Origin of the sequence: Zhongshania guokunii (assembly GCF_040892635.1) — a bacterium.
GTDB classification, from domain to species: Bacteria; Pseudomonadota; Gammaproteobacteria; order Pseudomonadales; family Spongiibacteraceae; genus Spongiibacter; species Spongiibacter guokunii.
In genome coordinates, this window is record NZ_JBFRYA010000008.1 from 189,248 (window position 1) to 214,564 (window position 25,317).

General features: G+C 48.6%; 26 protein-coding genes and 1 pseudogene. 8 read left to right on the top strand and 19 right to left on the bottom strand.

Annotation, left to right across the window (positions count from 1 at the left end):
- Window positions 1-12: 12 nt before the first annotated feature.
- The 5 genes from AB4876_RS11100 to AB4876_RS11120 all read right to left on the bottom strand — a co-directional run bounded on the left by AB4876_RS11100 (window position 13) and on the right by AB4876_RS11120 (window position 3,394).
- Window positions 13-354, bottom strand: coding sequence for a tyrosine-type recombinase/integrase (locus AB4876_RS11100; RefSeq protein ID WP_368381721.1), 342 nt, complete (start codon window positions 352-354; stop codon window positions 13-15).
- Window positions 305-586, bottom strand: a complete 282-nt coding sequence (locus tag AB4876_RS11105; RefSeq protein WP_368381723.1) for a hypothetical protein — start codon at window positions 584-586, stop codon at window positions 305-307. Before AB4876_RS11105 ends, AB4876_RS11100 begins: the two co-directional genes overlap by 50 nt.
- Window positions 587-895: 309 nt before the next feature.
- Window positions 896-1,081, bottom strand: coding sequence for an antitoxin VbhA family protein (locus AB4876_RS11110; RefSeq protein WP_368381724.1), 186 nt, complete (start codon window positions 1,079-1,081; stop codon window positions 896-898).
- A 344-nt stretch (window positions 1,082-1,425) separates the two neighbouring features.
- Entirely contained in the window at window positions 1,426-2,850 is a 1,425-nt protein-coding gene (locus AB4876_RS11115) for a DEAD/DEAH box helicase (RefSeq protein WP_368381725.1), read from the bottom strand.
- A 4-nt stretch (window positions 2,851-2,854) separates the two neighbouring features.
- Entirely contained in the window at window positions 2,855-3,394 is a 540-nt protein-coding gene (locus AB4876_RS11120; RefSeq protein WP_368381726.1) for a VspR family transcription factor, read from the bottom strand.
- On the opposite strand from AB4876_RS11120, the gene AB4876_RS11125 reads away from it, so the two are divergent.
- On the top strand, window positions 3,393-3,719 hold the full coding sequence (locus tag AB4876_RS11125; protein WP_368381727.1) for a helix-turn-helix domain-containing protein: 327 nt from the start codon (window positions 3,393-3,395) through the stop codon (window positions 3,717-3,719). The genes AB4876_RS11120 and AB4876_RS11125 overlap by 2 nt on opposite strands.
- Before the next feature lie 8 nt (window positions 3,720-3,727).
- Here AB4876_RS11125 and AB4876_RS11130 read toward each other — a convergent pair whose 3' ends face one another.
- The gene (locus AB4876_RS11130) at window positions 3,728-4,678 is read right to left on the bottom strand and encodes a site-specific integrase (protein ID WP_368381728.1); all 951 of its coding nucleotides are present in this window, start codon (window positions 4,676-4,678) and stop codon (window positions 3,728-3,730) included.
- Window positions 4,679-4,941: 263 nt separating this feature from the next.
- Between AB4876_RS11130 and AB4876_RS11135 the strand changes: the two genes are divergently transcribed.
- Together AB4876_RS11135 and AB4876_RS11140 are read left to right on the top strand one after the other, a co-directional pair.
- On the top strand, window positions 4,942-5,937 hold the full coding sequence (locus AB4876_RS11135) for a DNA-binding protein (RefSeq protein WP_368381729.1): 996 nt from the start codon (window positions 4,942-4,944) through the stop codon (window positions 5,935-5,937).
- 303 nt (window positions 5,938-6,240) lie between these two features.
- Window positions 6,241-6,891: a hypothetical protein gene (locus AB4876_RS11140; protein ID WP_368381730.1), complete on the top strand. Its 651-nt coding sequence runs from the start codon at window positions 6,241-6,243 to the stop codon at window positions 6,889-6,891.
- A 54-nt stretch (window positions 6,892-6,945) separates the two neighbouring features.
- On the opposite strand, the pseudogene AB4876_RS11145 reads toward AB4876_RS11140, so the two are convergent.
- Together AB4876_RS11145 and AB4876_RS11150 are read right to left on the bottom strand one after the other, a co-directional pair.
- A pseudogene (locus AB4876_RS11145) lies at window positions 6,946-7,473 on the bottom strand (Na+/H+ antiporter NhaA); the annotation flags it as partial.
- Between the two features lie 103 nt (window positions 7,474-7,576).
- Window positions 7,577-10,006, bottom strand: a complete 2,430-nt coding sequence (locus AB4876_RS11150) for a heavy metal translocating P-type ATPase (protein WP_368381731.1) — start codon at window positions 10,004-10,006, stop codon at window positions 7,577-7,579.
- 112 nt (window positions 10,007-10,118) lie between these two features.
- On the opposite strand from AB4876_RS11150, the gene AB4876_RS19080 reads away from it, so the two are divergent.
- Entirely contained in the window at window positions 10,119-10,247 is a 129-nt protein-coding gene (locus AB4876_RS19080; protein ID WP_438273413.1) for a hypothetical protein, read from the top strand.
- Between the two features lie 254 nt (window positions 10,248-10,501).
- On the opposite strand, the gene AB4876_RS11160 is transcribed toward AB4876_RS19080, so the two are convergent.
- The 6 genes from AB4876_RS11160 to AB4876_RS11185 all read right to left on the bottom strand — a co-directional run bounded on the left by AB4876_RS11160 (window position 10,502) and on the right by AB4876_RS11185 (window position 17,793).
- Entirely contained in the window at window positions 10,502-10,822 is a 321-nt protein-coding gene (locus AB4876_RS11160; protein WP_368381732.1) for a P-II family nitrogen regulator, read from the bottom strand.
- 93 nt (window positions 10,823-10,915) lie between these two features.
- Window positions 10,916-14,059 (bottom strand): efflux RND transporter permease subunit, encoded by a 3,144-nt coding sequence (locus AB4876_RS11165; RefSeq protein WP_368381734.1) that lies wholly within the window; start codon window positions 14,057-14,059, stop codon window positions 10,916-10,918.
- 89 nt (window positions 14,060-14,148) lie between these two features.
- Window positions 14,149-15,084 carry an efflux RND transporter periplasmic adaptor subunit gene (locus tag AB4876_RS11170; RefSeq protein ID WP_368381735.1) on the bottom strand — a complete coding sequence of 312 codons (936 nt, stop codon included), beginning with the start codon at window positions 15,082-15,084 and terminating at the stop codon, window positions 14,149-14,151.
- Window positions 15,081-16,421, bottom strand: a complete 1,341-nt coding sequence (locus AB4876_RS11175; RefSeq protein ID WP_368381736.1) for a TolC family protein — start codon at window positions 16,419-16,421, stop codon at window positions 15,081-15,083. Before AB4876_RS11175 ends, AB4876_RS11170 begins: the two co-directional genes overlap by 4 nt.
- An 83-nt stretch (window positions 16,422-16,504) precedes the next feature.
- Window positions 16,505-16,843 carry a hypothetical protein gene (locus AB4876_RS11180; protein ID WP_368381737.1) on the bottom strand — a complete coding sequence of 113 codons (339 nt, stop codon included), beginning with the start codon at window positions 16,841-16,843 and terminating at the stop codon, window positions 16,505-16,507.
- Between the two features lie 59 nt (window positions 16,844-16,902).
- Entirely contained in the window at window positions 16,903-17,793 is an 891-nt protein-coding gene (locus AB4876_RS11185; RefSeq protein ID WP_368381738.1) for a cation efflux transmembrane domain-containing protein, read from the bottom strand.
- 79 nt (window positions 17,794-17,872) lie between these two features.
- Between AB4876_RS11185 and cadR the strand changes: the two genes are divergently transcribed.
- On the top strand, window positions 17,873-18,271 hold the full coding sequence (gene cadR, locus AB4876_RS11190) for a Cd(II)/Pb(II)-responsive transcriptional regulator (RefSeq protein WP_008250292.1): 399 nt from the start codon (window positions 17,873-17,875) through the stop codon (window positions 18,269-18,271).
- A gap of 202 nt (window positions 18,272-18,473) precedes the next feature.
- On the opposite strand, the gene AB4876_RS11195 is transcribed toward cadR, so the two are convergent.
- The 5 genes from AB4876_RS11195 to AB4876_RS11215 all read right to left on the bottom strand — a co-directional run bounded on the left by AB4876_RS11195 (window position 18,474) and on the right by AB4876_RS11215 (window position 22,695).
- A complete protein-coding gene (locus AB4876_RS11195; protein ID WP_123181029.1) occupies window positions 18,474-18,839 on the bottom strand; it encodes a hypothetical protein in 366 nt (121 codons plus the stop codon).
- 115 nt (window positions 18,840-18,954) lie between these two features.
- Window positions 18,955-19,548 carry a c-type cytochrome gene (locus AB4876_RS11200; RefSeq protein ID WP_368381739.1) on the bottom strand — a complete coding sequence of 198 codons (594 nt, stop codon included), beginning with the start codon at window positions 19,546-19,548 and terminating at the stop codon, window positions 18,955-18,957.
- Window positions 19,549-19,609: 61 nt separating this feature from the next.
- Window positions 19,610-19,948: a hypothetical protein gene (locus AB4876_RS11205; protein WP_008250297.1), complete on the bottom strand. Its 339-nt coding sequence runs from the start codon at window positions 19,946-19,948 to the stop codon at window positions 19,610-19,612.
- 51 nt (window positions 19,949-19,999) lie between these two features.
- Window positions 20,000-20,845 (bottom strand): copper resistance protein B, encoded by an 846-nt coding sequence (locus tag AB4876_RS11210; RefSeq protein WP_008250299.1) that lies wholly within the window; start codon window positions 20,843-20,845, stop codon window positions 20,000-20,002.
- Entirely contained in the window at window positions 20,842-22,695 is a 1,854-nt protein-coding gene (locus AB4876_RS11215; protein WP_008250301.1) for a copper resistance system multicopper oxidase, read from the bottom strand. Before AB4876_RS11215 ends, AB4876_RS11210 begins: the two co-directional genes overlap by 4 nt.
- A gap of 175 nt (window positions 22,696-22,870) precedes the next feature.
- Between AB4876_RS11215 and AB4876_RS11220 the strand changes: the two genes are divergently transcribed.
- The 3 genes from AB4876_RS11220 to AB4876_RS11230 form a co-directional block, all read left to right on the top strand.
- A complete protein-coding gene (locus tag AB4876_RS11220; protein WP_008250303.1) occupies window positions 22,871-23,563 on the top strand; it encodes a heavy metal response regulator transcription factor in 693 nt (230 codons plus the stop codon).
- Window positions 23,550-24,965 (top strand): heavy metal sensor histidine kinase, encoded by a 1,416-nt coding sequence (locus AB4876_RS11225; protein ID WP_081482656.1) that lies wholly within the window; start codon window positions 23,550-23,552, stop codon window positions 24,963-24,965. The genes AB4876_RS11220 and AB4876_RS11225 overlap by 14 nt, the downstream gene beginning before the upstream one ends.
- 84 nt (window positions 24,966-25,049) lie before the next feature.
- Window positions 25,050-25,317 (top strand): class I SAM-dependent methyltransferase (locus tag AB4876_RS11230; RefSeq protein ID WP_497024785.1); only part of this gene is annotated, 268 nt, incomplete at its 3' end.

The window sequence follows — 25,317 nt, forward strand, 5'->3', positions numbered from 1 at the left end:
GCATGCGGATACTCAGATGTTTTCCAGCGCACTCTTTATTAGTTCTTCAGGTGGCTCTTCATAAATGAGGGTGGTCGACGGGTTCACGTGGCCGGCGATCTTCTGTGCGATCTTCACCGATTTTTTCTGCTTATGAATGACATTAGTTATCAGGGATCGTCGGCCGCTGTGCGAACTGGCCTTTTCGACGCCAGCCCAGTCCCTCAGTATCACCGCCATATGTTCCTGTAGTGTGTTCGGAGAATACGGGCCACCTTTTTGAGTGATAAAAAGAGGGGAGGAAGGCATGAGAGTTCCGGCCTTTTCAAGTCGTAAACGCAAGTAGTCGGCAAAAAGCCGCTCTAAGCGCAGCATCCACCATCGGAAGATCTCGGCTTTTTCCCTTGTGTTTACGAACTGGCGTATAGAAGTCCTCTGGATTAACGGGAGCGCAAGCTTTTGCCAATGCTTCAATTTGGCGAACAACTTTATCAAAGCTCTCCACATCAAAACTGATGGTTTTACGTTGGTACTGACTCTGAGAGCGGCCCATTGTATCAGCGCCTTTAGTGGAGGCCGTCGGCAAACTCATGACTTCAAGCAGCATAAAATACTGCCTGTCACATTCAATTTGGCAATCTCCTTGATCTGGAGCAGGGCAATCTCCTGGGCCCGGAGTCCAAGCTTGAAACTGATTTGCATAATGGCGGTGTTCTTCTCAGGATGCCGGTGCTGCTGGATCACGTCGAAGACATGTTCTTACTGCTTAGTGGTGAGAACGCGTGCCTGGCCAGATTTGGGCATAAAAACCTCGAAGAGGGCTGTAATAATAATCCGTAATAATGATATTTTAACGGTTTAAAGGCAAGGGTGTGACTATTTCAACAGATAGCGAAGCATATTGATGATTCCACCTTCAGTCGAGGTTGCGGTATTTTTCCACGAGCTGCCGGCGAACTTCGTTACCTTTGAGCTCGCCACTGACAATACGGCGCACGGTTTCACGCATTTCAGGAGGGGCCGATCCACCAGATAAATTCATTGAGCCAATAATTTGTTCGACTTTAAAAGCGATACTCTTTTGGGAAAGCCGTTTGGTCATGGTCACATCCGCTGTCTCAAAGTAAACCAAATATTTCTCGGCAAACAGGCGCTTGGTCTAGCCATTATGGATATCACCTGCCAAGACCACGACATCTGCGCTGTGCTCGCCGATAGTTAGCGGACCAAACATCTAGATGTAAATCGCTCAGAACCAGAATTGTCATACTCCTTCAATGCGTCATCGGATATTTTATTGTCCCTCGTTAACAGAAGCGTACATCGGCATATCCGAAACGCTCACCTGAACTAAGATTGCAAATCACCGATAAGGATTCAATCCTGAGGCTTAAGCCAATCAGCTTTAAGTTTGCGTTCATAGGCGCCGTATTGGTGTCCACTTTCTTAACGATTAAAGGCAATGTCTTGTATCGCAAAATTTATCATTTCCTGCCTAAATCGTCCAAATAGGCCAACCGACGTATCGTAAGTTTCAGCAAGCGTTGGTGTAGTTAATGCTGAAAGTTCAACCCCTTTTTCACCTGAAAATAGCTCGGTAGAAAAATTGACGTTTACAATTGGCTTAGTATCGTTCTCTATCACCGGTAGCGTCAGTACTTGAGTTGAGTTATCGCTTGTGGTGATACTTCCGGTCATCTGTTCAATGGCAACGGTATTCGCGTTGGGTATATCTTCAACAATTCGTTCGGCGTATTCGACTAGATTTGGTTCGGCGGGCATGAATAGAAAGCCTTCATCATTTTCAATACCCGTAGAGCGTAATATACGGCCTAAAATTTGCCTGAAATACAACTCGGTTTTAACCCTAGTAAGGTGACAGCACACTTTTAGTCGCGGTATGTCGGTACCTTCGCTAATCATACCGACCGAGACTATCCACTTATCATTAGCCTCTCGAAAATCTCGAATGGCTTCTTGTGCATCCTCGTGTAAATACGTTACCACACGGGCGGAATCACCCGTTTCACACGCTATAATTTCTGCTATTTTAATAGCGTGATCAACGGTTGCCGCGACAACTAAAGCACCGGCGTTAGATTGCTTTCGCCTTACCTGCTTAAGCTTTTTTGAAGTTACCTTAACCATGTAGGCAATCAAATCATCGCTGTCTAACAGTTGCTGATACGGGCATTTTGATTGTTTGAGTAGCTCCGCGAATGAACTATAGCGCTCGCTCTCGTCACCGGATAGTAATGTAATGTCTTCATTGTCTACGGCAATGATCTTCGGTGTCCTGCATACGCCATCCTGAATTGCTCGCTCTAATCCGTAGCTGTAACCACACTGTATAATGCCATTTACGCAATAACTTGAGAGCGCTATGGGTATTTTGTCGGAGCGCCACGGTGTCCCAGTTAACGCAAGCGTATAATTCGCTTTGCCTTGTATATGTTGAATAATTTTTTGACCCCAGACATTGGTGTTGTCTAGGTTATCGCCAGCGCAGTGATGTATTTCATCAAAAATAGCCAATGTTTTGAATTGAGACAGGAGGGTCCAAAATGCTGAATCTGAGCTAGGCATTGACTGGTAAGTCAGGGAACGCCCCTTTGATCCTAACAATCCATCTAATCTACAATTTAATTGGGATTCAAGTGACACTTGGAATGATGTGGCGACATTCACGGAGGGTGAAAAAACAAAAACAAAATCAATTTTCCCTGCGGCCATTAATTCTTTCGCTATTTGCGACGCCATTAATGTCTTGCCGGCACCAGGGGTTGCTAGGCAAAGAAAGTGTGGATGATCTGTTTTATATTGCGCTAAAGCAGCTGTGACCGCTTCTTGCTGCCATTGTCTGAGCTGCATATTGTTACCCTGCATGGTGCGTGAGCATGTTTTCAAGTGCTTTTATCTTGCCTAGCAGCGTGGCGCCGCGCTCACGAGCCTCGTTATACAAGTTTTGTGCGCTTTCACGCAGATCAGGGTGGTCATTGCAAAGCGCACTGTATTCTTCAGATTCACCAAGAGCGCAAAGCATGTCGGACCTGTACTGGCTGAGCTTCTCTTTTAATATTAATTCATGTGGGCGTAAAGCAGAGCTTGGATGCTGTATGACTTCCGCCATTTTGAATTCTTCTTTGTTTGCAGGGCGATCTACAACGGTGCTTATAAATATTGATGTTAACTGATAGCGTGGCCACCTATTGTTGTCAGACAGCTTTTTCATCTGGCCATGCTCCATTAACCGGAGCATTTTGCGATAAACATATTGCCTCGCGGACTTTTTAGCGGTGTGCTGGCTTTCTGGGTGCTTGAGGTATTTTTGAGTCAGCTGTGCAACAGTGAACGGCGTGTCAGACATGTTTTGTAAAACATGAAGAAGTGCTGGCTTAATATGTATGTCTTTCATGAAGCAGTACGTCGTCTTTTCTGTCTCGAATTTCGCGACATTCTACATTGTCTCTATCATCGAGACAATGAAACCATCTCCCTACACTATTCACTACGACAACCTGCGAGCTTGGCTGAAGCAGCAGCGGGAGAATAGCGGGTTGTCGCTACGTGCGGCATCGGCGATGATGGGGCGGCATCATTCTGTTTTGGGTAAAATGGAACAGGACCGCAGAAAGATTGAACTGTCAGAGTTCATTGAATACTGTGAAGTTATTGGTGCCGATCCTCATGAGGGTATGGACGTCATGATTAACTCTTTGAAGACATCAAAACTCGTGTAGCTGGGGGCTCACATATTGCTATCAGGTAAATTTAGGCCTCTTTTGTTGTTTTGACTTAAAAAAGGATCGTCAGCTTCAATATATTTCAGTGCCGTCTTAACGTCTTTCCAACCCACATACTCCATCAACGCCTTTATATCCCATTGCTGAGTATTGCTCCAGCTCGCAAATCCGCGCCGCAATGAATGACTACTGTATTCATCTGCGTCGGGAATGCCTGCAAGCGTACAACTCTGCTTAATAATTGTAATGACGCTGGCCGGGTGAAGTGATTTTTCACTGAGGTGCCCCCAGCGATTGATTCCAGGGAAGAGGGGGCCTTCTCGTAACTGCGCTTCGCTAACCCAGTCTAGGTAAGCTGAAACTGGACAGAGCTGTAGCAATGCGGGTACACGAACAACGCGGCCTTGCGCGCTGCGATCTGTTTTGCTCCGCGGAAGAAATATTTCAAGCCCTTTCTCAGGTACCACACTCACGTTCTCAATGTTGATACGAGTTAATTCATCGCTGCGAAACGCCCGCCAAAAACCAATGAGAAATAAGGCTTTGTTACGTACTAATGTCAGGCGGCGAGGGCGTGTGCATAGCTCAGATCTCAATACCTCGTCGAACCACGATACGACCCTGTTGAGGTCTTCAAGCTTGAGCGGCTTCGCTTGTGTCTCGGTATGTGGGTGTAGTTCGGTTATGCCTTTGAGCACTTTTTTGACATGCGGTGATTTGGTGGGGTCGGGGAAGCCTTGGTCATTGTGCCACGCAGCAAGTCCAGCTAAACGCAGTTTTAGGGTGTTGATAGCCAAAGTCGGTGCGTAATGTGCGAGGTATTGCGCGACGCTATCTGCCGTCGCTGGCAGATAGCCACCCCATACAGATTCATAGTGTTCTATTGCTGCGCGGTAGCTCTTTCGGGTGTTTTCGCGTGTCGCGGCATGAATGTATCTGTCGGTGGGGTTAGTCATTAGGTGCCTTATATAGTGGCAGTTTATCCAGAGAAATGTCGTGCGTGTGGCGGCCTACTTGTGCATGTCTTCACCGCGATTACCTGAGCCAACGCCGATTCTGTACTGAAAAGAGCCTCAAGATTACGCTTTTTTGCCCTGACATTAAATAAGTCTCCCTTATTTAATGTCATCCAAGCGCTATCATGCGAATAGCGTTAGTTATAATATAGTATGTATATGCATGATACGTAATACAGTACGATATTTACTGGAGATGATTTATGGCTAGGGGTGGAATCAACAAAGCATTAGTCTTAAAAGCGCGGGAGGAAGTGCTTAAAAAAGGGCAAAACCCTTCCATAGATACAATACGAATTGCGCTTGGCAACACAGGCTCTAAGTCCACCATTCATCGATATCTCAAAGAACTGGAAGAAGAATCCGCCATTAGAATGGACGATGCTGCGCTACTCAGTCAGCCTATCAAAGAGCTTATTACACGATTAGCTTCTGGCTTGAGAGAGGAGGCGCAATCAATAGTCGGAAAACAGACGGAGAAATTTGAAGAACAGTTACAGGATCTTCGCGCGAAAAATAGTGAATTGGCACAGGCACTTGACGCACTCAATAAAAAACATACTACGCAATTGGAAACTTTGGAGCGCGTTGAAATAGAAGTTGAGCATAAGAATGCTGCACTGCATAAGTCCGAAACGAATGCCGCTGTGTTAAAGCAATCCGAATCCAAATTAACGGCATTGCTCAACGAAAAGCAGACCCAAATTCAATCTTTAGAAGAAAAACATCACCACAGCCGCGAAGCGCTTGATCACTATAGGCAATCCGTTAAAGAGCAACGCGACCAAGATCAGCGTCGGCACGAGCAACAAATGCAGCAGCTACAGGGAGAAAATCATATTCTGAATCAGACCTTGTCGGTCAAACAGACTGAAATCACTCAACTTAACAAGGACAACTCGCGCCTAATCTCGGACCTTGGTGCCACCCAAAAAGTGGCAAGAAGCCTGGAATCAACGAAAGAGCGGCTCGAACGGCAGGTAAAAACGTTGACAGCGATTGAGCAGTCGTTGAATACCGAATTACAGGATTATCGAAAGCAAAGTGAATCATGGTCGTCTGAAAGGGCTATTTTCAAGAAGGAGCTCAGCGAGCAGTTGTCATGGCAGCAGGAGGCGACAGTGAAACTAGCCAAGCTTGAAGCTGAAGTAGTAGTAAAAAGCGGTATAATTGAGCAGCTTCTAGTCAGGCGGCGATAGTCGTTGCAGTGAGTGGTAGGTCTCGCTCGCAGAAACCGCCGTAGCGCATTGTGGTCATTACTTTGGCCTTTATGTTATTATTAAGTATCAAACTCTATGCCATTCATTGGTGAAGCATATGAAGACAAATCTGCAAAAGCAACTCGACAAGCGCCTAGCTGAGCTAAAGAAAACACAGACGTCTGCAGAAAAGCGCATCGCAGGAGTCGCGCCAGATCAAATTAAAGTCACCCTTTTTAAGAGCGGGATCTTAACGAAATCTGGGAATATTCGCTCACTACGTTCTAGATAACTCCCAGCTAGATGTACGCAACGTCCTCTATTGTTTTCGGTTTTCACGGATGTGACCAGTCGGTAGCAGATTACGTCATCTCAGAAAAACACCCCCTCAACTCCAGCGAGCAACGCTATGACTGGCTTGGTCATGGCATTTATTTCTGGGAAGGGAGCCAATCCCGCGCACTCGACTGGGCGAATTCTCGGCCTGAAATTGCAAAACCGGCAGTCATTGGAGCAGTTATCAACTTAGGGAATTGTCTTGATCTATTAGACGAAAGGTGTATTCAGCAGGTATCCACTGCTCACAAGGTTCTGATTGAAGAATTGAAAGAGATTGGCAAGCCGCCGCCAGAAAATACAGCAACAGACCCAAATGGCTTCAGTTTAAGAAGGGAGCTTGATTGCGCGGTTATTATGAGGCTTCACCAGCTGAATAACGAGACCATTACCGAGGAGCTGGGATTAAAAAATGCGGAAGGGAAAAATAAACGAGTTATTCAGAATCACCCTGATTTTCTGGATTCAGTAAGAGGGATGTTTCCTGAGGGCGACCAGCTTTACAACGGTGCTGGTTTTCGTGCTTCTAATCACATCCAGCTCTGCATAGTGAACCCGAACTGTATTTTAGGTTATTTTTCCCCACAAAATCCAAATACATGGTACAAACGATTTTAGGATTCGTGTATCCCTAGCACGCTTTACTCAAGACAGAATGATGTGAGTGGACACCTAATCGTATTTGTGTGCGGACAACTTGAGCAGGCTGTTTTTCACTGACACTTCTACTCGAATCTTCACAACTCCCTTTCCATACCTCCAATTTCTTTGCGAGTTTGATATGGTTTTAGTTTCGTGCAACGCGATGCCGAAGTCATTGAATATCGCCAGCGCCGTCAAGAACACCTTGAGCGACGTCGGTACTCGTGGACCCAGAAGTGCTAGGAAGGCAAGTGCAAGTACGATGTCGGTCGCTGCGGGAATCGCCCAGCCTTTTGCAGCGATCGGATCGTTAGCGTTGAAGGCTAGGTAAATGGCCGCCGGTACCGCCATACCGCCTAACGCGGCGAAGGCGGGTAATGCAACCTGACGAAGACTGGATAGCTGTCCCTCGTAAACCTCGCCTTTGATCTCGAGGCCGATCAGGAAGAAGAACACCATCAATCCCTCATTGATCCAGGAAATCATCGGCTTGGCAATCACCAGCGTGCCGATCTGAATGGACATGGGCGCATGATGAATCACTTCGTAGAAGCTCTGGTACGGTGAGTTGACCTACACAAAGGCGAGCAACATGGCGCCAAACATAGCCGCGCCGGCGCTCTTGGGGGACGACAGTACTCGCTCCAACCACGGATTTCCGCTACCCACGTCGTTCCCCCTTCAAATCTGCTTCATCGCTGAATGCCAGCAGCCGCAACGCATTGAACACGACGACGACTGTAGAGCCTTCGTGCACCAGAACAGCCGCACCAATACTCAGACCGAAGAGCGTCGAGGGCACCAGGAGGGCCACGATACCGAGGCTAAGCCAAAGGTTTTGTCGAATGATTCGACTGGTCGCGCGACTAAGGCCTACTGCGAACGGTAAATGATTAAGGTCATCAGCCATTAGCGCTATATCTGCAGTTTCCAGGGCGACATCAGAACCAGCAGCGCCCATCGCGATGCCCACTGTGGCGTTAGCCATGGCCGGCGCATCGTTGACGCCGTCGCCAACCATCGCAACATGACCCTCTGATCGCAGTTGCTTGATCGTCGTGACCTTGTCGTCAGGCATAAGGTCACCGCGTGCCTCATCTAGTCCGACTTCGCGTGCGACCGCATCGGCCACTTGCTGGTTGTCGCCAGAGATCATTAACATGCGCGTGATGCCCAAGGACCTTAGACGTTTTACAACCGCTGCTGCGGCTTCACGCGGTGTATCCATTAATCCGATCACGCCAAGGTAGACGGGGCCGTGTCGCACTATCATCGTCGTTCGTCCCGCCGATTCTAGTTTTTTCACCATCTCGTGTAGTGCGACCGGGATCGGCGGTCCGTCCACTTCAGCGAACAAATCATCCTTGCCGATGAACGTTGTTTCACCGCCGACCTCGGCCGACACGCCGCGACCAGTGATGCTCTTAAGATTCGACGCTGTAAAGGGTTCGACCGAACCGAGCCGCTCCTTACCGCCCCGCACGACGGCCGCAGCCAAGGGATGATCGCTTAGCGTCTCAATGCCAATGGCAACACACAGTAAATATTGCTCGTCGGTGGACCCATACGGGATTACATCGGTCAGCCTCGGCTTGCCCTCGGTTAGCGTGCCGGTTTTGTCGAAGGCAATAGCACTGAGTCGGCCCAAATGCTCGAGCGGCGCGCCACCTTTCACCAACACTCCACCGCGCGCCGCTCGGGCAACGCCACTGAGCACCGCACTCGGTGTCGCGATGGCCAGAGCGCAAGGGCTCGCCGCAACGAGTAATGCCATTGCTCGATAGAAGCTGGCACTGAACGGCTCATCAACAATCACCCAGGCAAACATGGCGAGCACCGCGCCAGCGATAACAACCGGGACAAAGATTCTCTCGAAGCGATCGGTGAACTGCTGTGTCGGTGATTGCTGTGTTTCGGCATTGCGCACCATTTCAACCACGCGCGCCAGCGTAGAGTCGGCAGCGATTCGCGTCACGTGAATCTCAAGAGCGCCGCCACCGTTAATCGAACCGGCGAAAACGCGATGCGCGGCGTCGAGTTGGTCTGGATTCGTGGCGGCCCCCGCTTCATCCGAGACTGGAAATTTATCGACAGGAACGCTCTCGCCGGTAATCGGCGCCTGGTTCACGCTACTCTCGCCATCGCTCACAAATCCGTCAGCCGGTAAACGCGCATTCGGCTTGACCAGAACGACGTCTCCAATGCGCAGGTTTTCGACCGCGACCTCCTGCACTGTACCGTCGCGGCGAACGGTCGCAGTCCGCGGTGCTAACTCACCCAGCGCTTCAATCGCTCGTTTGGCACGCCCCATTGCGTAGGCTTCTAGGGCGTGACCGAGGCTGAACAAAAACAACAGCAGCGCGCCTTCTTCCCAGGCGCCCAGTGCGGCGGCGCCGGCCGCCGCGACCAACATCAATGTGTCAATCTCAAAGCGTCCGGAGCGCAAGTTGGCCCAGGCCTCTTTAACCGTGAACCAGCCACCGAAGAAATAGGCAGCGACCAGCACTGAGAGCGGAATCCATTCGGGGACTGTCACGAGCTTGGGTAACAACCACCCCAGCAACAGCGCGACACCACACAGTGCGACAAAAATCAGTTCGGTCCGCTCGCCGAAAATGCCACCGTGTGCGTGCGCCTCGTCGTCTGCATGTTCTGCGACACCGCTCAAGCGCTCTATGTGACTGTGTACGCTTTCGTCGTCGATTTGTTCGCGATCGAATTCGACCCGAACCGAACCGTCGCCGGAGATGACCGCTTCGAGAATGCCCTCCTCGTTTTGCAGCGACCGGGCAAGACTTCGGGCCCGTCGTTCCGGCAGGGGTTCGATGTCCGTTTTTAGGTGACCGTAGGATGCTTGCAGCTGCAGGCCGGCTTGTTGCGCAAAATGCCGCAGGTCCTGTAGCGACACCAGGTCTTGATCGAAGTGCACGCACAAATAGCCCACGCTCCGGTCACCCGTTGCGAGGACATGCGAACGTTCGACACCGCGCTTTGCTTGCAGTAGGTCTCGGAGACGTTCAAGACAGGCATCATGCTGGTCGTCTACGTCCGGCAGCACCAACTTGAGGTCGAGTTTTGCTTTGGTAGTCATTTTATTATCCTGTAGTGGTTATTTTGGTGTGAACTAAAGTATCAACAGGGCTTTTAAAGGTAAGAGGTGCGGTTAGAACACTGTTAGTGCCATCAAGAGACGAGAGGTGAACATGATGGCTGTTAGTCAGCCAGTCGCCGATAAACTCGATAATAGTAAAGCCGACATTGAGAAAGAGGGCCCAGCCAATACGTCTAGAGGAAACGTTGTCGTCACTGTGGGCGTGATTATGTATCGTTAGTCTACCGCTTTCATTTTTTCCGGATAGCTGGCGAGATGTTTCTTGGCGACTTCTCTCGTTGCGAATGGCCCTATATTTTCTCCGCCTCTCGTTAAAAAATATCATTGACTATTTATACAATTAATTCGATGCGTTCTGAAAAGAAAGTCTGCTATGGAATCATCTTCACGTTGCATTATTAGATCCTCAAGACGCTAGCACACATGAATCAATTTTTGTTTTTCATGTGTGCCGACTGCCTGAATGAATCGGCTCTAGTTATTAGGACCGCCAATTGGTAGTGCTTGCTCTATGGGGCTAACATAAACCCAGCCGGAGATATGTGGGCCAATTCTTCCAGCCGTACGAATAATGCCAGTGACATCATCAACTTGAGAATCCTCACAGACTAGTGAGATTCGAACCTCAGAAATAACAACACCAGCATCTGTTGAATACGATTGTTCGGATTCGCTAAGTGGTTTTAGCGTCCCCTTTACATCTAGCAGGGTTAGATTTTTGTAGCCGGCATCGCGCAATGCTTCAACTACAATGGCGGATCTGACATGGTGTATAAATGCTTTGATTTGTTTCATAACGGTACTCCATGAATTAGTAGAGCGATATTTATGGTTGTGGATTTGTCTGGCCATAAGTAATGCACAGCCTTATGGCCAGACGGTAAAGCATTAAGATGCCATTTGACTCTCATCACTCTCAGGGATGTTTTTTGGTTTGCGGTAAGCCATACGGTATAAACCGGGCAAAACCAGTAGGGTTAATAGGGTAGAGGAGATGATTCCCCCGATAACCACCGTCGCGAGTGGCCGCTGCACTTCCGCACCCGTGCTGGTGTTGAGGGCCATCGGCAGAAATCCGAGCGCGGCTACCAATGCGACCATTAATATTGGCCGTAGCCGTAACATCGCGCCTTCTTTGATCGATAGATCGATATCATCACCCTGCTCCAGCCGATCTCTAAACGCCGAGACCATCATTACGCCGGTGAGTACCGAAACACCGCATAGCGTAATGAAGCCAACGCCTGCGGTGATTGACAAGGGGATATCACGCAGCCAAAGCGCAATGACACCGCCAGTTAGCGCAAGTGGCACACCGCTGAATACGAGTGCCGCATCTTTCGCAGAACCAAAGGTCATCATGAGTAGGGCAAAAATCATGACAAGTGTCACGGGTACTAAGAGGCTTAACCGCTCCGTTGCGGATTGGAGTTGCTCAAACGTACCACCGTATTCCAGCCAATAGCCGGGCGGCAAGGTCACCTCTCGTTCAATTTGAGATTGCACATCGGCGACAAAGCCACCTAAATCCCGGCCCCGTACGTTGGCACTCACAACAAGGCGACGTTTGCCGTTTTCGCGGGAAATTTGGTTCGGCCCCGGTGCCAGCGTGAGCGTGGCGACTTCTTGGAGTGGTACGTAACCCCCTTGTGGCAATGGTATAGGCAGTCGCTCTAGGGCTCGTAAGTCGTTGCGGATTTCCTCCGCTACCCGTACAACGATGGTAAACCGTTGGTCGCCCTCAAAGATTAATCCGGCTTCTTCGCCACCTGTCGCAGCGGCTAATACCTCTTGGACATCAGCGACGTTCAGACCGTAGCGGTATAGCGCCGGCCGATTGGCTTCAACCGACAATATAGGTAAACCAGAAACCTGCTCTACTTTGACGCCTTCGGCACCCTCAACGCCGTTAAGCGCCGTTGCAATCTCAGAACCTGATTTCAATAACTGATCTAGATCGTCGCCGTAAATCTTAATGCCTAGGTCTGAGCGAACACCGGAAATCAGTTCATTAAAGCGAAGCTGTATCGGTTGGCTGATCTCGAACGCGTTTCCGGGGATTAGCGTTAGTTTTTGCCGGATATCTTCTAGCAATTGGGCTTTAGACTTGTCGGGGTCGGGCCAGTCTGCACGATCTTTCAGCATCACATAGCCATCAGAGATATTTGGCCCCATGGGATCACTGGCAACCTCTGCGGTGCCGACGCGTGAGAAGTAGGTTTTTACTTCCGGTATTTCCAGTACGGCGCGTTCAAGCCGAAACTGCATGTCGAGGGATTGGGTAAGGCTGGTGCCCGGAATACGCAAAGCCTGAATGGCAATATCACCTTCATCCAGGTTTGGAATAAACTCAGTGCCCATTTTTGTGGTCAATCCACCAATAGCGATGATTAGCAGTACCGCGCCAGCTAATACGCTGAAACGGAATTTGAGTACCCACGCCAGAATTGGGGTATACACCCGTTTTGATTGACGAACAATGATGTTGTCTTTTTCTTCAATATGACCAGTGAGCAACAGTGCGACTGCAGCGGGCACAAAGGTTAATGACAGCACCAAGGCCGACAATAAGGCGATGATCACGGCCATGGCCATGGGCGTAAACATTTTTCCTTCGACGCCGGAGAGAGCGAGGATCGGTAAGTTAACGAGTATCACCACCAGAACGCTGATCAAGCTTGGCGTGAATACTTCCCGTGTCGCGGCGAACACGGTTTGGAAGCGTTCATCCAGTTTGAGTATGCGGCCGAGTTGATGCTGCCTACCAGCCAGTCTTAGTATGCAGTTCTCAACAATAATCACTGCGCCGTCGACAATAAGACCAAAATCGAGCGCTCCCAAGCTCATCAAGTTGGCGCTGACTTTGGCTTGTACCATACCGGTCATGAGCATTAGCATTGACAGCGGAATGACCATCGCAGTGAGCAAAGCGGCGCGGACGTTGCCGAGCATGACTAATAAAACAACGACAACCAGTACGGCACCTTCAAGTAGGTTCTTCTGTACGGTTGCAATGGTTTTATCGACGAGTACCGTTCGGTTGTAGACGGGCTCGGCGGTGATCCCTTTGGGCAGTGTTTTATTGATTTCCACCAGCTTTGCGGAAACCGCTTCCGAAACACTGCGACTATTACCGCCCAACAGCATCACGGCGGTGCCGAGTACGGTTTCTTCCCCATCGCGGGTTGCCGCGCCGGTACGGAGCTGTTTGCCAAAACTGATGTCGGCGACATCTCCTACTGTTATCGGGATACCGTCTTTGTGAGCGACGATGATCTTCTCCAGTTCAGCAATATCCGCCACTTGTCCAGGTGCGCGAATAAGGTATTGCTCACCATTTTTTTCAATGTAACCCGCACCGACATTGGCGTTGTTTTTTTCTATTGCCTCAACCAAGTCATCAAAGCTTAAGCCGAAGGTTAATAGGCGGGCTGGGGTTGGAGTGATGTGAAATTCCTTCTCAAAACCTCCGATCGTGTTGATTTCCGTCACACCATTGACCAGACGCAACTGGGGACGAATGACCCAATCTTGCAAGGTGCGCAAGGCAGTCGCATCATATTTCTCGCCGTTAGGCTGTCGAGCATCGTCGTCTGCGTGCACCGCGTAGTGAAAAATCTCCCCGAGGCCGGTCGCTACTGGCCCCATCACGGGTTCAATGCCCGAGGGCATATCACTTTTGGCCTGCTGCAAACGTTCATTGATCAGGTTGCGGGCAAAGTAAATGTCCGTCCCTTTTTCAAATACAACGGTGACCTGAGAGAGCGCATATCTCGACAAAGAGCGGGTACTCTCTACGTAAGGTAAACCGGTGATCGCCAGCTCGACCAAGTAGGTAATACGCTGCTCAACTTCCAGCGGTGAGTAACCGGGTGCACTTGTATTAATTTGTACCTGTACATTGGTGATATCGGGTACGGCATCTATGGGCAGGTTTTGATAATTCCAAACACCGAGTGCACTGATGGCGAGCGCAAAAAACATGATCAGCCAACGGCGGGCAATGGAAAATTGAATAAGTTTATCGATCATAGCGAGGCCCTACTACGGTCTCGCACCACGAAATAACGTGGTGCTGGTGGCAAAAACTGCGCTTGGAGTTCGCAGTGCGGCGGATGTGATTAATGGCCATGCTCAGCATCCTCCTTGCCCATTTCAGATTTCAAAACAAAGCTGTTTTTGATTACATATGTTTCGCCAACTTTTAGTCCACGCAGTACTTCGCTGGTCTCGCCATCTGTGCGGCCTAAGGTGATATTGCGAGGTTCAAAACCTTCGTCTCCTTTCACGAAAATGACGGTTTTACCTTCGATCAGTTGAACAGCTTCATTGTTGATAACAGTGGCAGCAGCAGTTTCAGTTTGGGTAATTTCGGCATTAACAAAAAGTCCGGGTTTCCATAGGTTGTCGACATTGTTCAGCAGGACGCGCGCTGTGGTGGCTTGATTCGAAGGGTTCCCCTGGGTGGCAACAAAGATAATTTTTCCTTCGCCAGTGCTGGCGTGGTTAGTGCTTTTTATCCTTACCGTTTGCCCCAATGAGAGCTTTGCGACGTCTTTGGGGAACACGGAAAGATCTACCCAAACGCTAGAGTAATCTTCAACAACAAGCAGTGTTTTACCGTTTGTTTGTTCGCCAATATTGGCGTTGCGCTGACTAATGACACCATTAAGTGCAGAATAAATAGGGTAGGTTTTTAAGCTTTCATTCGCCTCAACAGTGACAAGCACATCACCTTTACGGACGTTATCGCCAATGGTTTTATTAACGGTGCGGATGACGCCGTCAAACCGGGCCGTGACGGCTTGGGCTTGTTCTGCGTTGCTCGTAATAACCCCGTAAACAGCTAAGGTTTCTCGAATTGCGCCAGGCCCAACTTGGGCTAGGCCGATACCCGCGTGCTTCATTTGCTCCTGAGAGAGTTCAATGTGGCCCTCGTCACGATCTTCTTCATCGCCATGTCCGCTTTCGGCAAGCGCTACTGATGAAGAAAAACAAATTGTGGCGTAGAAAATGGCATTAATAATGGGTGTTTTAATCGTATCGTATATATTCATTGTACTGTTCCTGAGAAATCGCTTGATACGCTATAGAGCGTCGAGGACAAGGGCTCTGCTGTTAGCTGTTCAATTTCGGCGCCATAAGTGAGTGCAGACGCAGCCGCTTCGATCAGTGTGCGCTGAGCATTCAGTAATTCCTGCCGTGCAGACACGTAATCCAAATAGCCATAGCGCCCACGTTCATAGGCAGTTTGGGTTTCTTTGAGTGCATCTCGCAGCGCAGGGATGATGGTGCTTTGTAGTGTTTTGGCCGCGAGAATTGCTTGTTTTCTATTGTGGAATGCACGGAACAATTGTGTGTGCATACTCAGTAAAGCCACTTCTTTTTGTACATAGATTTCATTGCGCTGGGCACGCGCGGCAGAGACCGCCCCTGTGTTTCTTCTGCCGGAAAACAGCGGCATGCTGAAGCCGGCCACCAGTGCAGAATCATCGTTTGCTTGAAATCGACGCACGCCTAGCGACCAACTGACATCCGCTTTCGACTGTGTTGTGGCAACGCGCAGTTCGGCATCCTTGAGGCGCTCTTCAGCTGCAAAAATGAGGATTGCTGGATTCTTCTCCATTTTTGCGAAGAGCGAGTCAAACTCAATATCGGTGTCAAAGTGATATAAATCACCTTCAAGTGTCACAAAATTAGGCGTTTTTTCACCCCAGAGCGCAGCGAGGGAAACTTTTAAGTAGTTAAGCTGCTGTTGGGTGGACTGTAGCGTTAGACCTGCCTGTGACGCGGCCGCGAGTGCTCGTTTCACCTCTGCTTCAGGCGCTGCCCCAGCTTTGGCGCGCCGTCTGACGATATTAAGCGTTTCATTGGCAAGCCTATTGGCTTCTCTCGCTAGGGTAACCTGCTCCTGTGCAGCAAGCGCATCCACATAACGGCGGGTCACTTCGCCTAATAATTCCAATGATTCCACTTGCCGCTGTGCATCGATCACTGAGCGACTGTTAGAAACAATGCCGAGCCTTGCTGCGCGCTTATCGCCCATTTCCAAAGCAGAGGAGAGCGAAACGGTAAGTTCTGCGCCATCAAACCCACTGAGCTCATCAGCGCCAGAAAAGTTTTCTGCGTCAATTCCTAGCTCATAGGCAGGTTTTAGCGCCGCAATTTGCATCTGCCCACTTAGCGCAGAATTGCGAAACTCAAAAACCTTTAATGACGGGTTTAGCTCGATAGCACGCTTAAGTGCGGCATTGAGCGTAAGGGAGTTATTTGTAGCTTCAGCGTGCGCAAAAGATACTTGCCAGCCGAAAAACAAACATAAAAGCACCAGCTTTTTAAAGCTGTGTTGCGTGCGCCATACGAATCTCGTAGGCATAAAAAAGCGAATAGCCATGTAAAAATCCACGTTTAATAGACGGAACCATGCTGAACATTACGGAAATAACCGAAATGTCGTTAGATTAGTAAAACGTAGGCTTAAACTTTGGGAGGGCGGTAGAAGGAGAATAGCGGGTCGTTAGGAATCGCCATATTATATTGGGTTTTGAGTAATACAGTGCTCGGAGCAGATGAAAATGACAGGAGCACAGGAACTAGCTGGCCATGATGACAAAAACCGCAGTGGTCGCAGTTGTCTATGTTTGTCGCATCTTTGGTATTAAGTTGGTTAACAATTAATTCGTTTTGAACGATGTCACTTTGATCAAATACTGCCAATGGACTTGCGTCTTGAACGTCATGGTTATCCGCAAAAGCAAATACTGACTGGCAAGCAATCAGTATTATCAGCAGATAAGATGTCCAATGTTTAGTCACAATTAACCTTTTTAATGAATGCGGCTTGGTATCGGGTAGCGTTCGAAACTCCGAACTGCTTAAGCTTTTAACTTCAGAATTCGGTGCGCGCCATGCAACACAATGACGGAAATAACCAAGCCAATCAGCAAGTCAGGGTAGCGCGAACCTGTGACTGCGACAAGTACGCCGGCTAAAATAATACCCACATTGGAGATTACATCGTTTGATGAGCAAATCCAGCTGGCCTTCATGTGTGCGCCATCATCCTTGCTTTTAGATATCAAAATTAGGCATATTACGTTAGCAATCAAAGCGATAAAACCAAAGCTCATCATCAAAGTGGACGCAGGTTCACTGCCAAAAATAAATCGTCGTATCACTTCACTTAGCGCACCTAAAGCTAACGTTAGTTGCAACCATCCTGAAAGGTGAGCAGCCTGCAGCTTCCTTTTGACGCTGTGGCCAACTGCGTAGAGTGCCACGCCATAAATTGTCGCGTCAGCAAACATATCTAGCGAGTCTGCAATAAGCCCAGCAGATTGTGCCAACCACCCAACCAAAAATTCAACGACAAACATGGTTGCGTTAATCGCAAGTAACCATTTTAGGATGGTACCTTCTTTTAAACTTGCTTCTTTTGCTGACGCTATCGCTTGCGACAGTTCATCGTGGTCTAGATTGTGAGTATCTTTAATTTTCGCGCCGAGGCTAAGCGAATCCAAACGAGACTGTATGGCGACAAGGTTGCCACTGTGAAATACCTTTAGCATGCGGTTGGGCGTGTCAAATTCTAGAACTACATCCGGTTCAATGCCCTCTAGAGCCATCTGAATTATGCGTTCCTCAGAAGGACAGTCCATCTTGGAAACCACAAACTGGCTAACGTAGATTTTATCGGGCTGCAGGGTGCTTATAGTACCTTTATCATCGGTATTCTCTGCAGATTGGCCGTTGCCAGTCAGTGTCATTGCGCCGCTCCTTTTACTTTAAATCTTGCTTAGCCTAAACTCTATAGTAACTATAGAGTCAAGCATTAAGGTGAAATTGGTGAAAATTGGAGAGCTAGCTAAGTTAACTGGGTGTTCTGTGCAGTCCATACGGCACTATGAAAAAGAAAAACTGTTGGCCTCGCTGCGGCGCAGTGACGGTAACTTTCGCTTGTATGATTCCGCGACGGTAGACCAGCTAAGGTTCATCAAGCATTGTCGAAGCCTTGATCTTTCGCTTGCCGAAATTCGGCAACTTATAGCGCTAAATCAGCAGCCAGGAATAGGATGCGATGATGTGAACAGAATGGTTGATAGCCATATAGAGCAAGTTGCACTTCGAATAAATGAGTTACAAGACCTCCAAAACAAATTGATGACGCTTCGAAATAGCTGTTCAAATCAAAGTACTGTTAAAGAGTGCGGGATTCTTCAAACTTTATCGGTATCTCGAAAATAACTTGAGAGTTAATACACTCACTCCACTATTAAAAGCTTGTCCATGCCAGGTGATATGGAAGCGACCGCCGAATTGTGACAGCGGTAGCGATCGAGAAAATTGTATTTAGCCGATTAGATTAGTGCGTACAAAATACAGAGAGTCGTTTGAAGCTTCCTACTAGAGCTTGTTGACTGCGCTCGACGCAATTTACGAACCATCACTATTGATTAAGTAATGTATCAGTTTGCTGTAATGTGTTTTTTAACTGCGCTAGTGATTCTTCTACACTTTTAATGTAGTCGAAAGAGTACTTGCTCATTTTTTCCTTGATATGAGGATAATCGCTAGCCATCAAATTTCGTATCATAAGTATTTTACTTTCCATGGCGGTAATTTGGTCTTGGAGATTTTCTATTTTTTGCCCTGAGTACTGTAATTGATCAAATTCGGACTGTCGGGTCGCAATCGTCTGATCTTTTTTGTGAATTTCCTTAACAGGGTCATGTGCTGAGTGGGCTGCGGCGAAAAGGGGGCTAAGGATGAATACTGCCAGCATATATTTCAAAGTATAATTAGCGCTTGCCATGGCTATTTCTCTGGTTGTTAGTAGAGTTTTTAAATGTCATCACAGAAGGGTAGTGCGGTATTCATATTGAATTATCGAGTGTATAGCGTTAATTGGAACATTGATTAGGCAGTAATCAATGTTCCTGTTTTTTGGTGTTGTCACTACGTGCAGTGAGAACCTGGTACTGCCCAGTACTTAGTTCAGGTAATCGTTGTAAAAATGACACCATATTCCATATACGCTCATCGTCATGCCCAGGTGCCCATGATGGCATGCCAGATGCTTTGATACCGTGTTTAATAATCCAGAATTGGCGTTGTAAAGCATAGGTGTTGTCATCGTGGCCGCCATCATGGCCGCCATCATGGCCATGATCATCACCCTTCTGTGCGAGATTGGGTGGGGCAGGGTAGAGGCCCAAAGTAAAGTCGCTTTGGTTTTTACCAGGTTGCAGGTGGCAGCTCGCGCACATCGCATTGTAGTCAGCAGCACCTTTTAGCAGTCGCTCTGATGAGGCTAGATCATTGGGAACCTCAATCGTACTTGCCGCTCGGGAAATGGAGCGTTCCCGCATCGTTTCGAGCCCCCAATATGTTAGGCCATTGTGCGGCACATCAGCTCCCATCGGGTAGAGACCAGAGTAAAGAAATGCTAGACCGCCCAACATCGCGACAACGGCGGTAATCATCAAACATTTACCACAGCGTAGAAATTTGTTTGCGGCCATAATATTTCCAAATCGTCTAAAGAGTTAATGAAGTCTTGCTGGGTGACTCGAAATAGTTATATCAGTGATTATGGCCAGTCTGTTCCGTGCTACTTTCATTTCCGTGTTGCGCCGGTTTATCGCCTTGAGGCGCTTCACTGCCACTCATACCTTCCATACCTTCCATACCTTCCATACCTTCCATACCTTCCATACCTTCCATGTCGCCCATGCACTGTTTCATCATGGCTTGCATGACAGGGTCGTTCATATCCATTTTGCTGTGATCCATATTTTCCATGGCCGCGCAATCTGGCTTTTCTGCGTTGTTCATGTGCTCTTTGGGATCATGAGCCTGGGCTGACAAAGTAAAAGCCAGCGTAGAGATTGCAATTGACAATGTTATAAATTTTGAGCGCATTGGAATAATCCTTAATCTTTGAGTTGGGAATATGAGTAATCGATAATTTAATTAAAACCAGAACCGCAGGCCTGCTACTAATTGCGTATCGTTTATGTCCTGTCCTGCAGCTTGTCGATAATCAGCGGTACCGCCATATGCGTCCGACCACTCCACGCCGACATAGGGCGCGAACTGGCGATTTATTTCATAGCGCAATCGCAAGCCAATAGATGCAGTTGACAAACCACTGCCGAGGCCATTGCTAGGATCATCTTTACCGTAAAGATTAAGCTCCGCACGAGGCTGCAATATTAGCTTTTGTGTTAGCAGTAATTCGTATTCTGCCTGAAGGTTCAGTGCTGTACGTCCATCGTCACCGAGGTAAGCGGTAGCGTCTAGTTCAAACCAGTACGGTGCTAAACCCTGGATGCCCGCAGCGAGCCACTGGCGATCGCTACCTTCTTTGTACTGATCCAGCCGCACACCCAGCTGAGTATCAAAGAAGACACTGATAGCGTGACTCCAGAGTAGATCTGTCTGACTTTCCTCCAATTGACCACCGTTAGTATCACCTTCAGCTTTTATAACGAGACTATCGTAAGTAGTGCCATACCGAGCTAAAAGGTCGAAGGTCGTACTGCCACTATCCTCGCTGTATTCAAGGCGGTCGCCTAATACAGACAGCAAAGCGTGTTCGTCAGCCAATTTTAGTTGCCTTGGGCCTTGTTGGGCATATGGGCCTTCGGTAAGCGTATAGCCATCTGAATAAGCATGTGGATCACGAGCATCATCGGGTGCACTGCCACCTTGCATTTGCATCTTTCCACCATCCATTTGGGCCCATGAGGCCGATGTCGTAAAAAAAGTTGTGACTGCCATTAGGCTGATGATGTTTTTCATTTTCGTTTTACTCATGACACCACCACTTCGCGGAACATCCCCGCATCCATATGAAATAACAGGTGGCAATGCCACGCCCAGCGACCAAGGTCATTGGGAGTTGTTAAAAAGCTGATACGTTGCGATGGCTGAACCGAAATGGTGTGGCGCCGAACCCGCAGCTCACCCTTGTCGGTTTCGAGTTCACTCCACATGCCGTGTAAATGCATTGGATGCGTCATCATGGTGTCATTTTGCAAAATAACCCTAACGCGCTCACCGTGTTTCAACGACACCGGTGTGCTTTTGCCAAACTCCAAACCGTCGAATGACCAGCTGTAGCGCTCCATATTGCCAGTGAGGTGTAGTTCAAGTTCCTTAGTTGGGGTGCGACGATCATCCAGCAGCCCGTTAATCGATTTCAGGTCGGCTAGGGTCAATACTCGTCGGCCGTTGTTACGCAAACCGATACCTGGGTCATCAAGATTGGTGCGTGGTGTATCCACTCGCATATCGACAGACGCGCCGTATTCACTACTGGCATGGTTAACAGTGCTAGAGGGCTTGGCCAAAGGATTCTTTGGCTGGTGATTCATGGCGGAATGATCCATACCATTCATTCCCGCCATTCCCTTCATACCTTCCATGCTGCCCATTCCCTGCATACCCTTCATCGAGCCATGATTCATTCCTTCCATACCTTTCATGGAATCATGATTCATGCCGGCCATGCTGCCCATTGCACCCATCATGTCTGACATCGTCAGCCACTCTGCCGGATCAAGCGCAGGGACTGGCGCGGATAGACCTTGCTGCAATGCTAATGTGCCTCGGGCATAACCGGTGCGATCCATACTCTGGGCAAAGATCGTGTAGGCATCGTCTGCGGGTTCAACCAATACATCGTAGGTTTCGCCGGGGCCAAAGCGAAATTCATCGACGGAAACCGGTTCGACATCTTGGCCGTCGGCCTGAATGACGGTCAATTTTAAGCCGGGAATACGCACATCATAAAAGCTATTGCTTGCCGCATTAATAAAGCGCAGGCGTATGCGTTGCCCTTTCTGGAACAGTCCCGTCCAATTACCATTAGGCGCTGTACCGTTCATGAGGAAGGTCAGCGTGGCCGCCGATAGGTCGTTCAAGTCGGTTGGATTCATGCGCGCCTTGTTCCACATCTGGCGCTTTTCCAGTGCGGCCTGTAAACCAAGCTTTGAAACATCTTCGCTAAAGTCAAAGAAGGTGGGCTGATTGAAATTGTACACATCGCTCTGAATTTTCAATTTACTGAAAGCGCGCATAGGATCTTCGTCAGTCCAATCTGAAAGTTGCACCACATAATCCTGGTCAGAACGGTGTCTTTCGCCTGCTCTAGGCTCAATGATGAGTGCGCCATACATCCCCGTCATTTCTTGAAAACCGGAATGGCTGTGATACCAGTAGGTACCGCTTTGCTGTAGGGTAAATCGATACGTAAAGGTCTCGCCCGGCGCTATGCCTTTGAAACTGATGCCAGGCACGCCATCCATTTGGTAGGGTAGAAGAATGCCATGCCAGTGGATGGAGGTGGCAACTGCTAAGTGATTGGTGACGCGAATCGTCACTTCATCGCCTTCGCGCAGACGCAAAGTAGGAGCGGGTATGGAACCGTTGATCGTTGTTGCCATACGTGTCACGCCGGTAAAGTTGACGGGACTTTCGGCTATAACAAGATTGATTTCACGCCCACTTAGAACAGGCGTTTGCCCCTGTGCCACTTTGCTGCTCATTGCTGCCTGTAACCAAGTGGGTGTTGCTGCCAGTACGCCACCAGCCGCAAGGCCTTGTACAAAGCGACGGCGGTTTGGTTGTAAAGATCGTTTTTGTTGGGGAAGCCATTGGCTCACGGGCAACTACCTCATACATTCAGTGATTTGTGTTCGTAATACTAGAGACCTACACCTGTCACTCGCATGACTTAAAGATTACAAAGCTGTAATCTTTAAGTCATCTTGGTGTTGGAAAGCCTCATCCATAATGTTTATCAAACTGACTTAAGCCAAACGACGGAGCGACGCAATTTTGCGGATATTGGTAGTGGAAGATGAACTCAAGACCGGCGATTATTTGCGTCAGGGGCTTTCTGAGGCAGGATTTATGGTCACGCTGGCGCGCAACGGCCTCGATGGCCATCATCTTGCAATGACGGAAGTTTTTGACCTGATGGTGTTAGATGTCATGTTACCCGATGTTGATGGCTGGCGAATAATGCAGTCCCTTCGGGAAGCTGGTCGGCAAACTCCAGTACTTTTTCTTACCGCCCGAGATAGCGTAGAAGACCGGGTTAAAGGGCTTGAGCTTGGCGCAGATGATTATTTGGTTAAGCCATTTGCCTTTGCTGAGCTACTAGCTAGAGTTCGTACCTTGCTGCGCAGAAGTGTAGCGCCTGTGCTTTCAGATCAAATTACTGTTGCAGACCTCACCTTAGATCTTCCGCGCCGCCGCGCTAGCCGTGGAGGTAAAAAAATTAGTCTTAGCCACAAGGAATTCTGCCTGTTGGAGCTTTTAGCGCGTAGAGAGGGCGAGGTATTACCACGATCCCTGATAGCCTCCCAAGTTTGGGATATGAATTTTGATTCCGATACAAACGTTATTGACGTTGCGATTCGCCGTCTGCGTGCCAAAATCGACGACGATTTCCCAGCAAAGTTGATTCACACTGTGCGTGGCATGGGCTACAAACTGGAGATCGAAGACGATAATGAAGTGGCTTAGTCGAGTTAAGCGTCGCCCGTTATCGCTAACAACAAGAGTGATGGTCTTCGTTGCCCTTGCCATCGGCCTAAGCCTACTGATGACTGCACACCTTGTTCAACAAGCCGTAAAACGTCACTTTGCTGAGCAGGATGCCGATGAGCTCATTGTTATTACTCAGGCCGTGGAACGGGCGTTACGGGCAGGCGCAGACGACATCCCGCGGCTACCTGAAGTGCTATCCCACGCGGTTTCAGGACATCATGGCGTATATTTCCAAGTTTGGAGCCCAGACGGACAACTCATCTACGGGCCGAGTGATGACGAACTGCTCACGCCAGTGACTCTCTATACGCCCGTCTCCCGTATTTTAGCAGCTAATTTACATAGCTGGGGCGCAGGGGGAAATGCTTACCGAGGTGCCATTACCCAAACTCTAATTAGTGGACGTAATTATCGTATTGTCGCGGCCATGGATATGAACTTCCATATCTTCTTTCTCGATAATTTTAGGCGCAGCCTGTGGCTTATTATGACTTTAGCTGGCGTCGTCACGTTGTTGGCCGCTTGGTTTGGCGTACATCAGGGGCATGCGCCGCTGCGCGGCTTAAGCGACACTATGCGCGATGTCCAAGCCGATCGCCTGCATGTGCGAATAGACCCAAATATTGTACCGGGTGAGCTGCGAGGGCTTGTTGACTCATTCAATTACATGATCGGTCGTTTGGAAGACAGCTTTGCTCGACTTTCGCACTTTTCTGCTGATATCGCCCACGAACTGCGTACACCCTTAACAAATTCCATTACCCAAACCCAAGTCGCGCTTAATCGGGCCAGAAGCTTGGAGGAATACCAAGAGTTACTATACTCAAATTTAGAAGAACAGGAGCGCTTAGCGAAAATGGTCAACGACATGCTGTGGTTGGCTCAAAGCGAACACGGTTTACGTAATCCAGTACGTGAGTGGCTGGATCTCGGGCATGAAGTGCGGGAGTTATTTGACTTTTTTGAGGCTTTGGCAGAGGAGAAACAGATTGTTCTGACTTTAGACGGAAGCACACCCATGCTGAGTGGCGATCGGGCTATGTTGAGGCGCGCCATATCTAATTTGCTATCAAATGCATTGCGATATACACCGGCCGGGCAAACAATTAACGTGAAACTAAAAAAAACAGATGATGCATGGGTAGAGCTCCGTGTTGAAAACCCCGGTTTAAAGATCCCCCCAGAACATCTACCAAAAATATTTGATCGATTCTATCGCGTTGATCCTTCGCGTCAGCGACTCAGTGAGGGAGCTGGCCTGGGCCTGGCAATAGTTAAGTCCATTGTTGAAGCTCATGGTGGTAGGGTCGATGCTGACTCTAATAGCAGCGTGACATACTTTTCAATACGTTTACCTATCAGCATGATCGAAAGTTAAGATATATTAGTGCGTATTGGATATTTACTATAAAGCAGTGCGCCAAAAAAATTCGCGGTTTTTAAATTCGATGAAGGGGCCTTTATGGACACCAAAGCGCATTGGAATGCAGTATACACAACAAAATCAGCTGACTCTGTAAGCTGGTTTCAGCCCCACGCATCCCGTTCGCTGCACATTATTCAACAAATCAATATTGAGAAAACAGCAAAAATAATAGATGTCGGCGGCGGTGCATCCACTCTTGTAGATTCATTGCTGGAAAATGATTTTGTTAATGTAACCGTCATGGACATATCTGGGGCCGCGCTTAACGCGGTCAAAAAACGACTAGGAGATACTTCTAAAAAAG

Bases quoted from the DNA above. Each gene is read 5' to 3' on its own strand.
- AB4876_RS11160 (WP_368381732.1), bottom strand. From the start codon at position 10,822: ATGAAACAAATCAAAGCATTTATACACCATGTCAGATCCGCCATTGTA.
- AB4876_RS11195 (WP_123181029.1), bottom strand. From the start codon at position 18,839: ATGGCAAGCGCTAATTATACTTTGAAATATATGCTGGCAGTATTCATC.
- AB4876_RS11185 (WP_368381738.1), bottom strand. From the start codon at position 17,793: ATGACACTGACTGGCAACGGCCAATCTGCAGAGAATACCGATGATAAA.
- AB4876_RS11120 (WP_368381726.1), bottom strand. From the start codon at position 3,394: ATGAAAGACATACATATTAAGCCAGCACTTCTTCATGTTTTACAAAAC.
- AB4876_RS11125 (WP_368381727.1), top strand. From the start codon at position 3,393: ATGAAGCAGTACGTCGTCTTTTCTGTCTCGAATTTCGCGACATTCTAC.
- AB4876_RS11165 (WP_368381734.1), bottom strand. From the start codon at position 14,059: ATGATCGATAAACTTATTCAATTTTCCATTGCCCGCCGTTGGCTGATC.
- AB4876_RS11150 (WP_368381731.1), bottom strand. From the start codon at position 10,006: ATGACTACCAAAGCAAAACTCGACCTCAAGTTGGTGCTGCCGGACGTA.
- AB4876_RS19080 (WP_438273413.1), top strand. From the start codon at position 10,119: ATGATGGCTGTTAGTCAGCCAGTCGCCGATAAACTCGATAATAGTAAA.
- AB4876_RS11205 (WP_008250297.1), bottom strand. From the start codon at position 19,948: ATGCGCTCAAAATTTATAACATTGTCAATTGCAATCTCTACGCTGGCT.
- AB4876_RS11130 (WP_368381728.1), bottom strand. From the start codon at position 4,678: ATGACTAACCCCACCGACAGATACATTCATGCCGCGACACGCGAAAAC.
- AB4876_RS11110 (WP_368381724.1), bottom strand. From the start codon at position 1,081: ATGACCAAACGGCTTTCCCAAAAGAGTATCGCTTTTAAAGTCGAACAA.
- AB4876_RS11100 (WP_368381721.1), bottom strand. From the start codon at position 354: ATGCTGCGCTTAGAGCGGCTTTTTGCCGACTACTTGCGTTTACGACTT.
- AB4876_RS11225 (WP_081482656.1), top strand. From the start codon at position 23,550: ATGAAGTGGCTTAGTCGAGTTAAGCGTCGCCCGTTATCGCTAACAACA.
- AB4876_RS11135 (WP_368381729.1), top strand. From the start codon at position 4,942: ATGGCTAGGGGTGGAATCAACAAAGCATTAGTCTTAAAAGCGCGGGAG.
- AB4876_RS11210 (WP_008250299.1), bottom strand. From the start codon at position 20,845: ATGAGTAAAACGAAAATGAAAAACATCATCAGCCTAATGGCAGTCACA.
- AB4876_RS11115 (WP_368381725.1), bottom strand. From the start codon at position 2,850: ATGCAGCTCAGACAATGGCAGCAAGAAGCGGTCACAGCTGCTTTAGCG.
- AB4876_RS11140 (WP_368381730.1), top strand. From the start codon at position 6,241: ATGTACGCAACGTCCTCTATTGTTTTCGGTTTTCACGGATGTGACCAG.
- AB4876_RS11200 (WP_368381739.1), bottom strand. From the start codon at position 19,548: ATGGCCGCAAACAAATTTCTACGCTGTGGTAAATGTTTGATGATTACC.
- AB4876_RS11175 (WP_368381736.1), bottom strand. From the start codon at position 16,421: ATGGCTATTCGCTTTTTTATGCCTACGAGATTCGTATGGCGCACGCAA.
- AB4876_RS11105 (WP_368381723.1), bottom strand. From the start codon at position 586: ATGCTGCTTGAAGTCATGAGTTTGCCGACGGCCTCCACTAAAGGCGCT.
- AB4876_RS11170 (WP_368381735.1), bottom strand. From the start codon at position 15,084: ATGAATATATACGATACGATTAAAACACCCATTATTAATGCCATTTTC.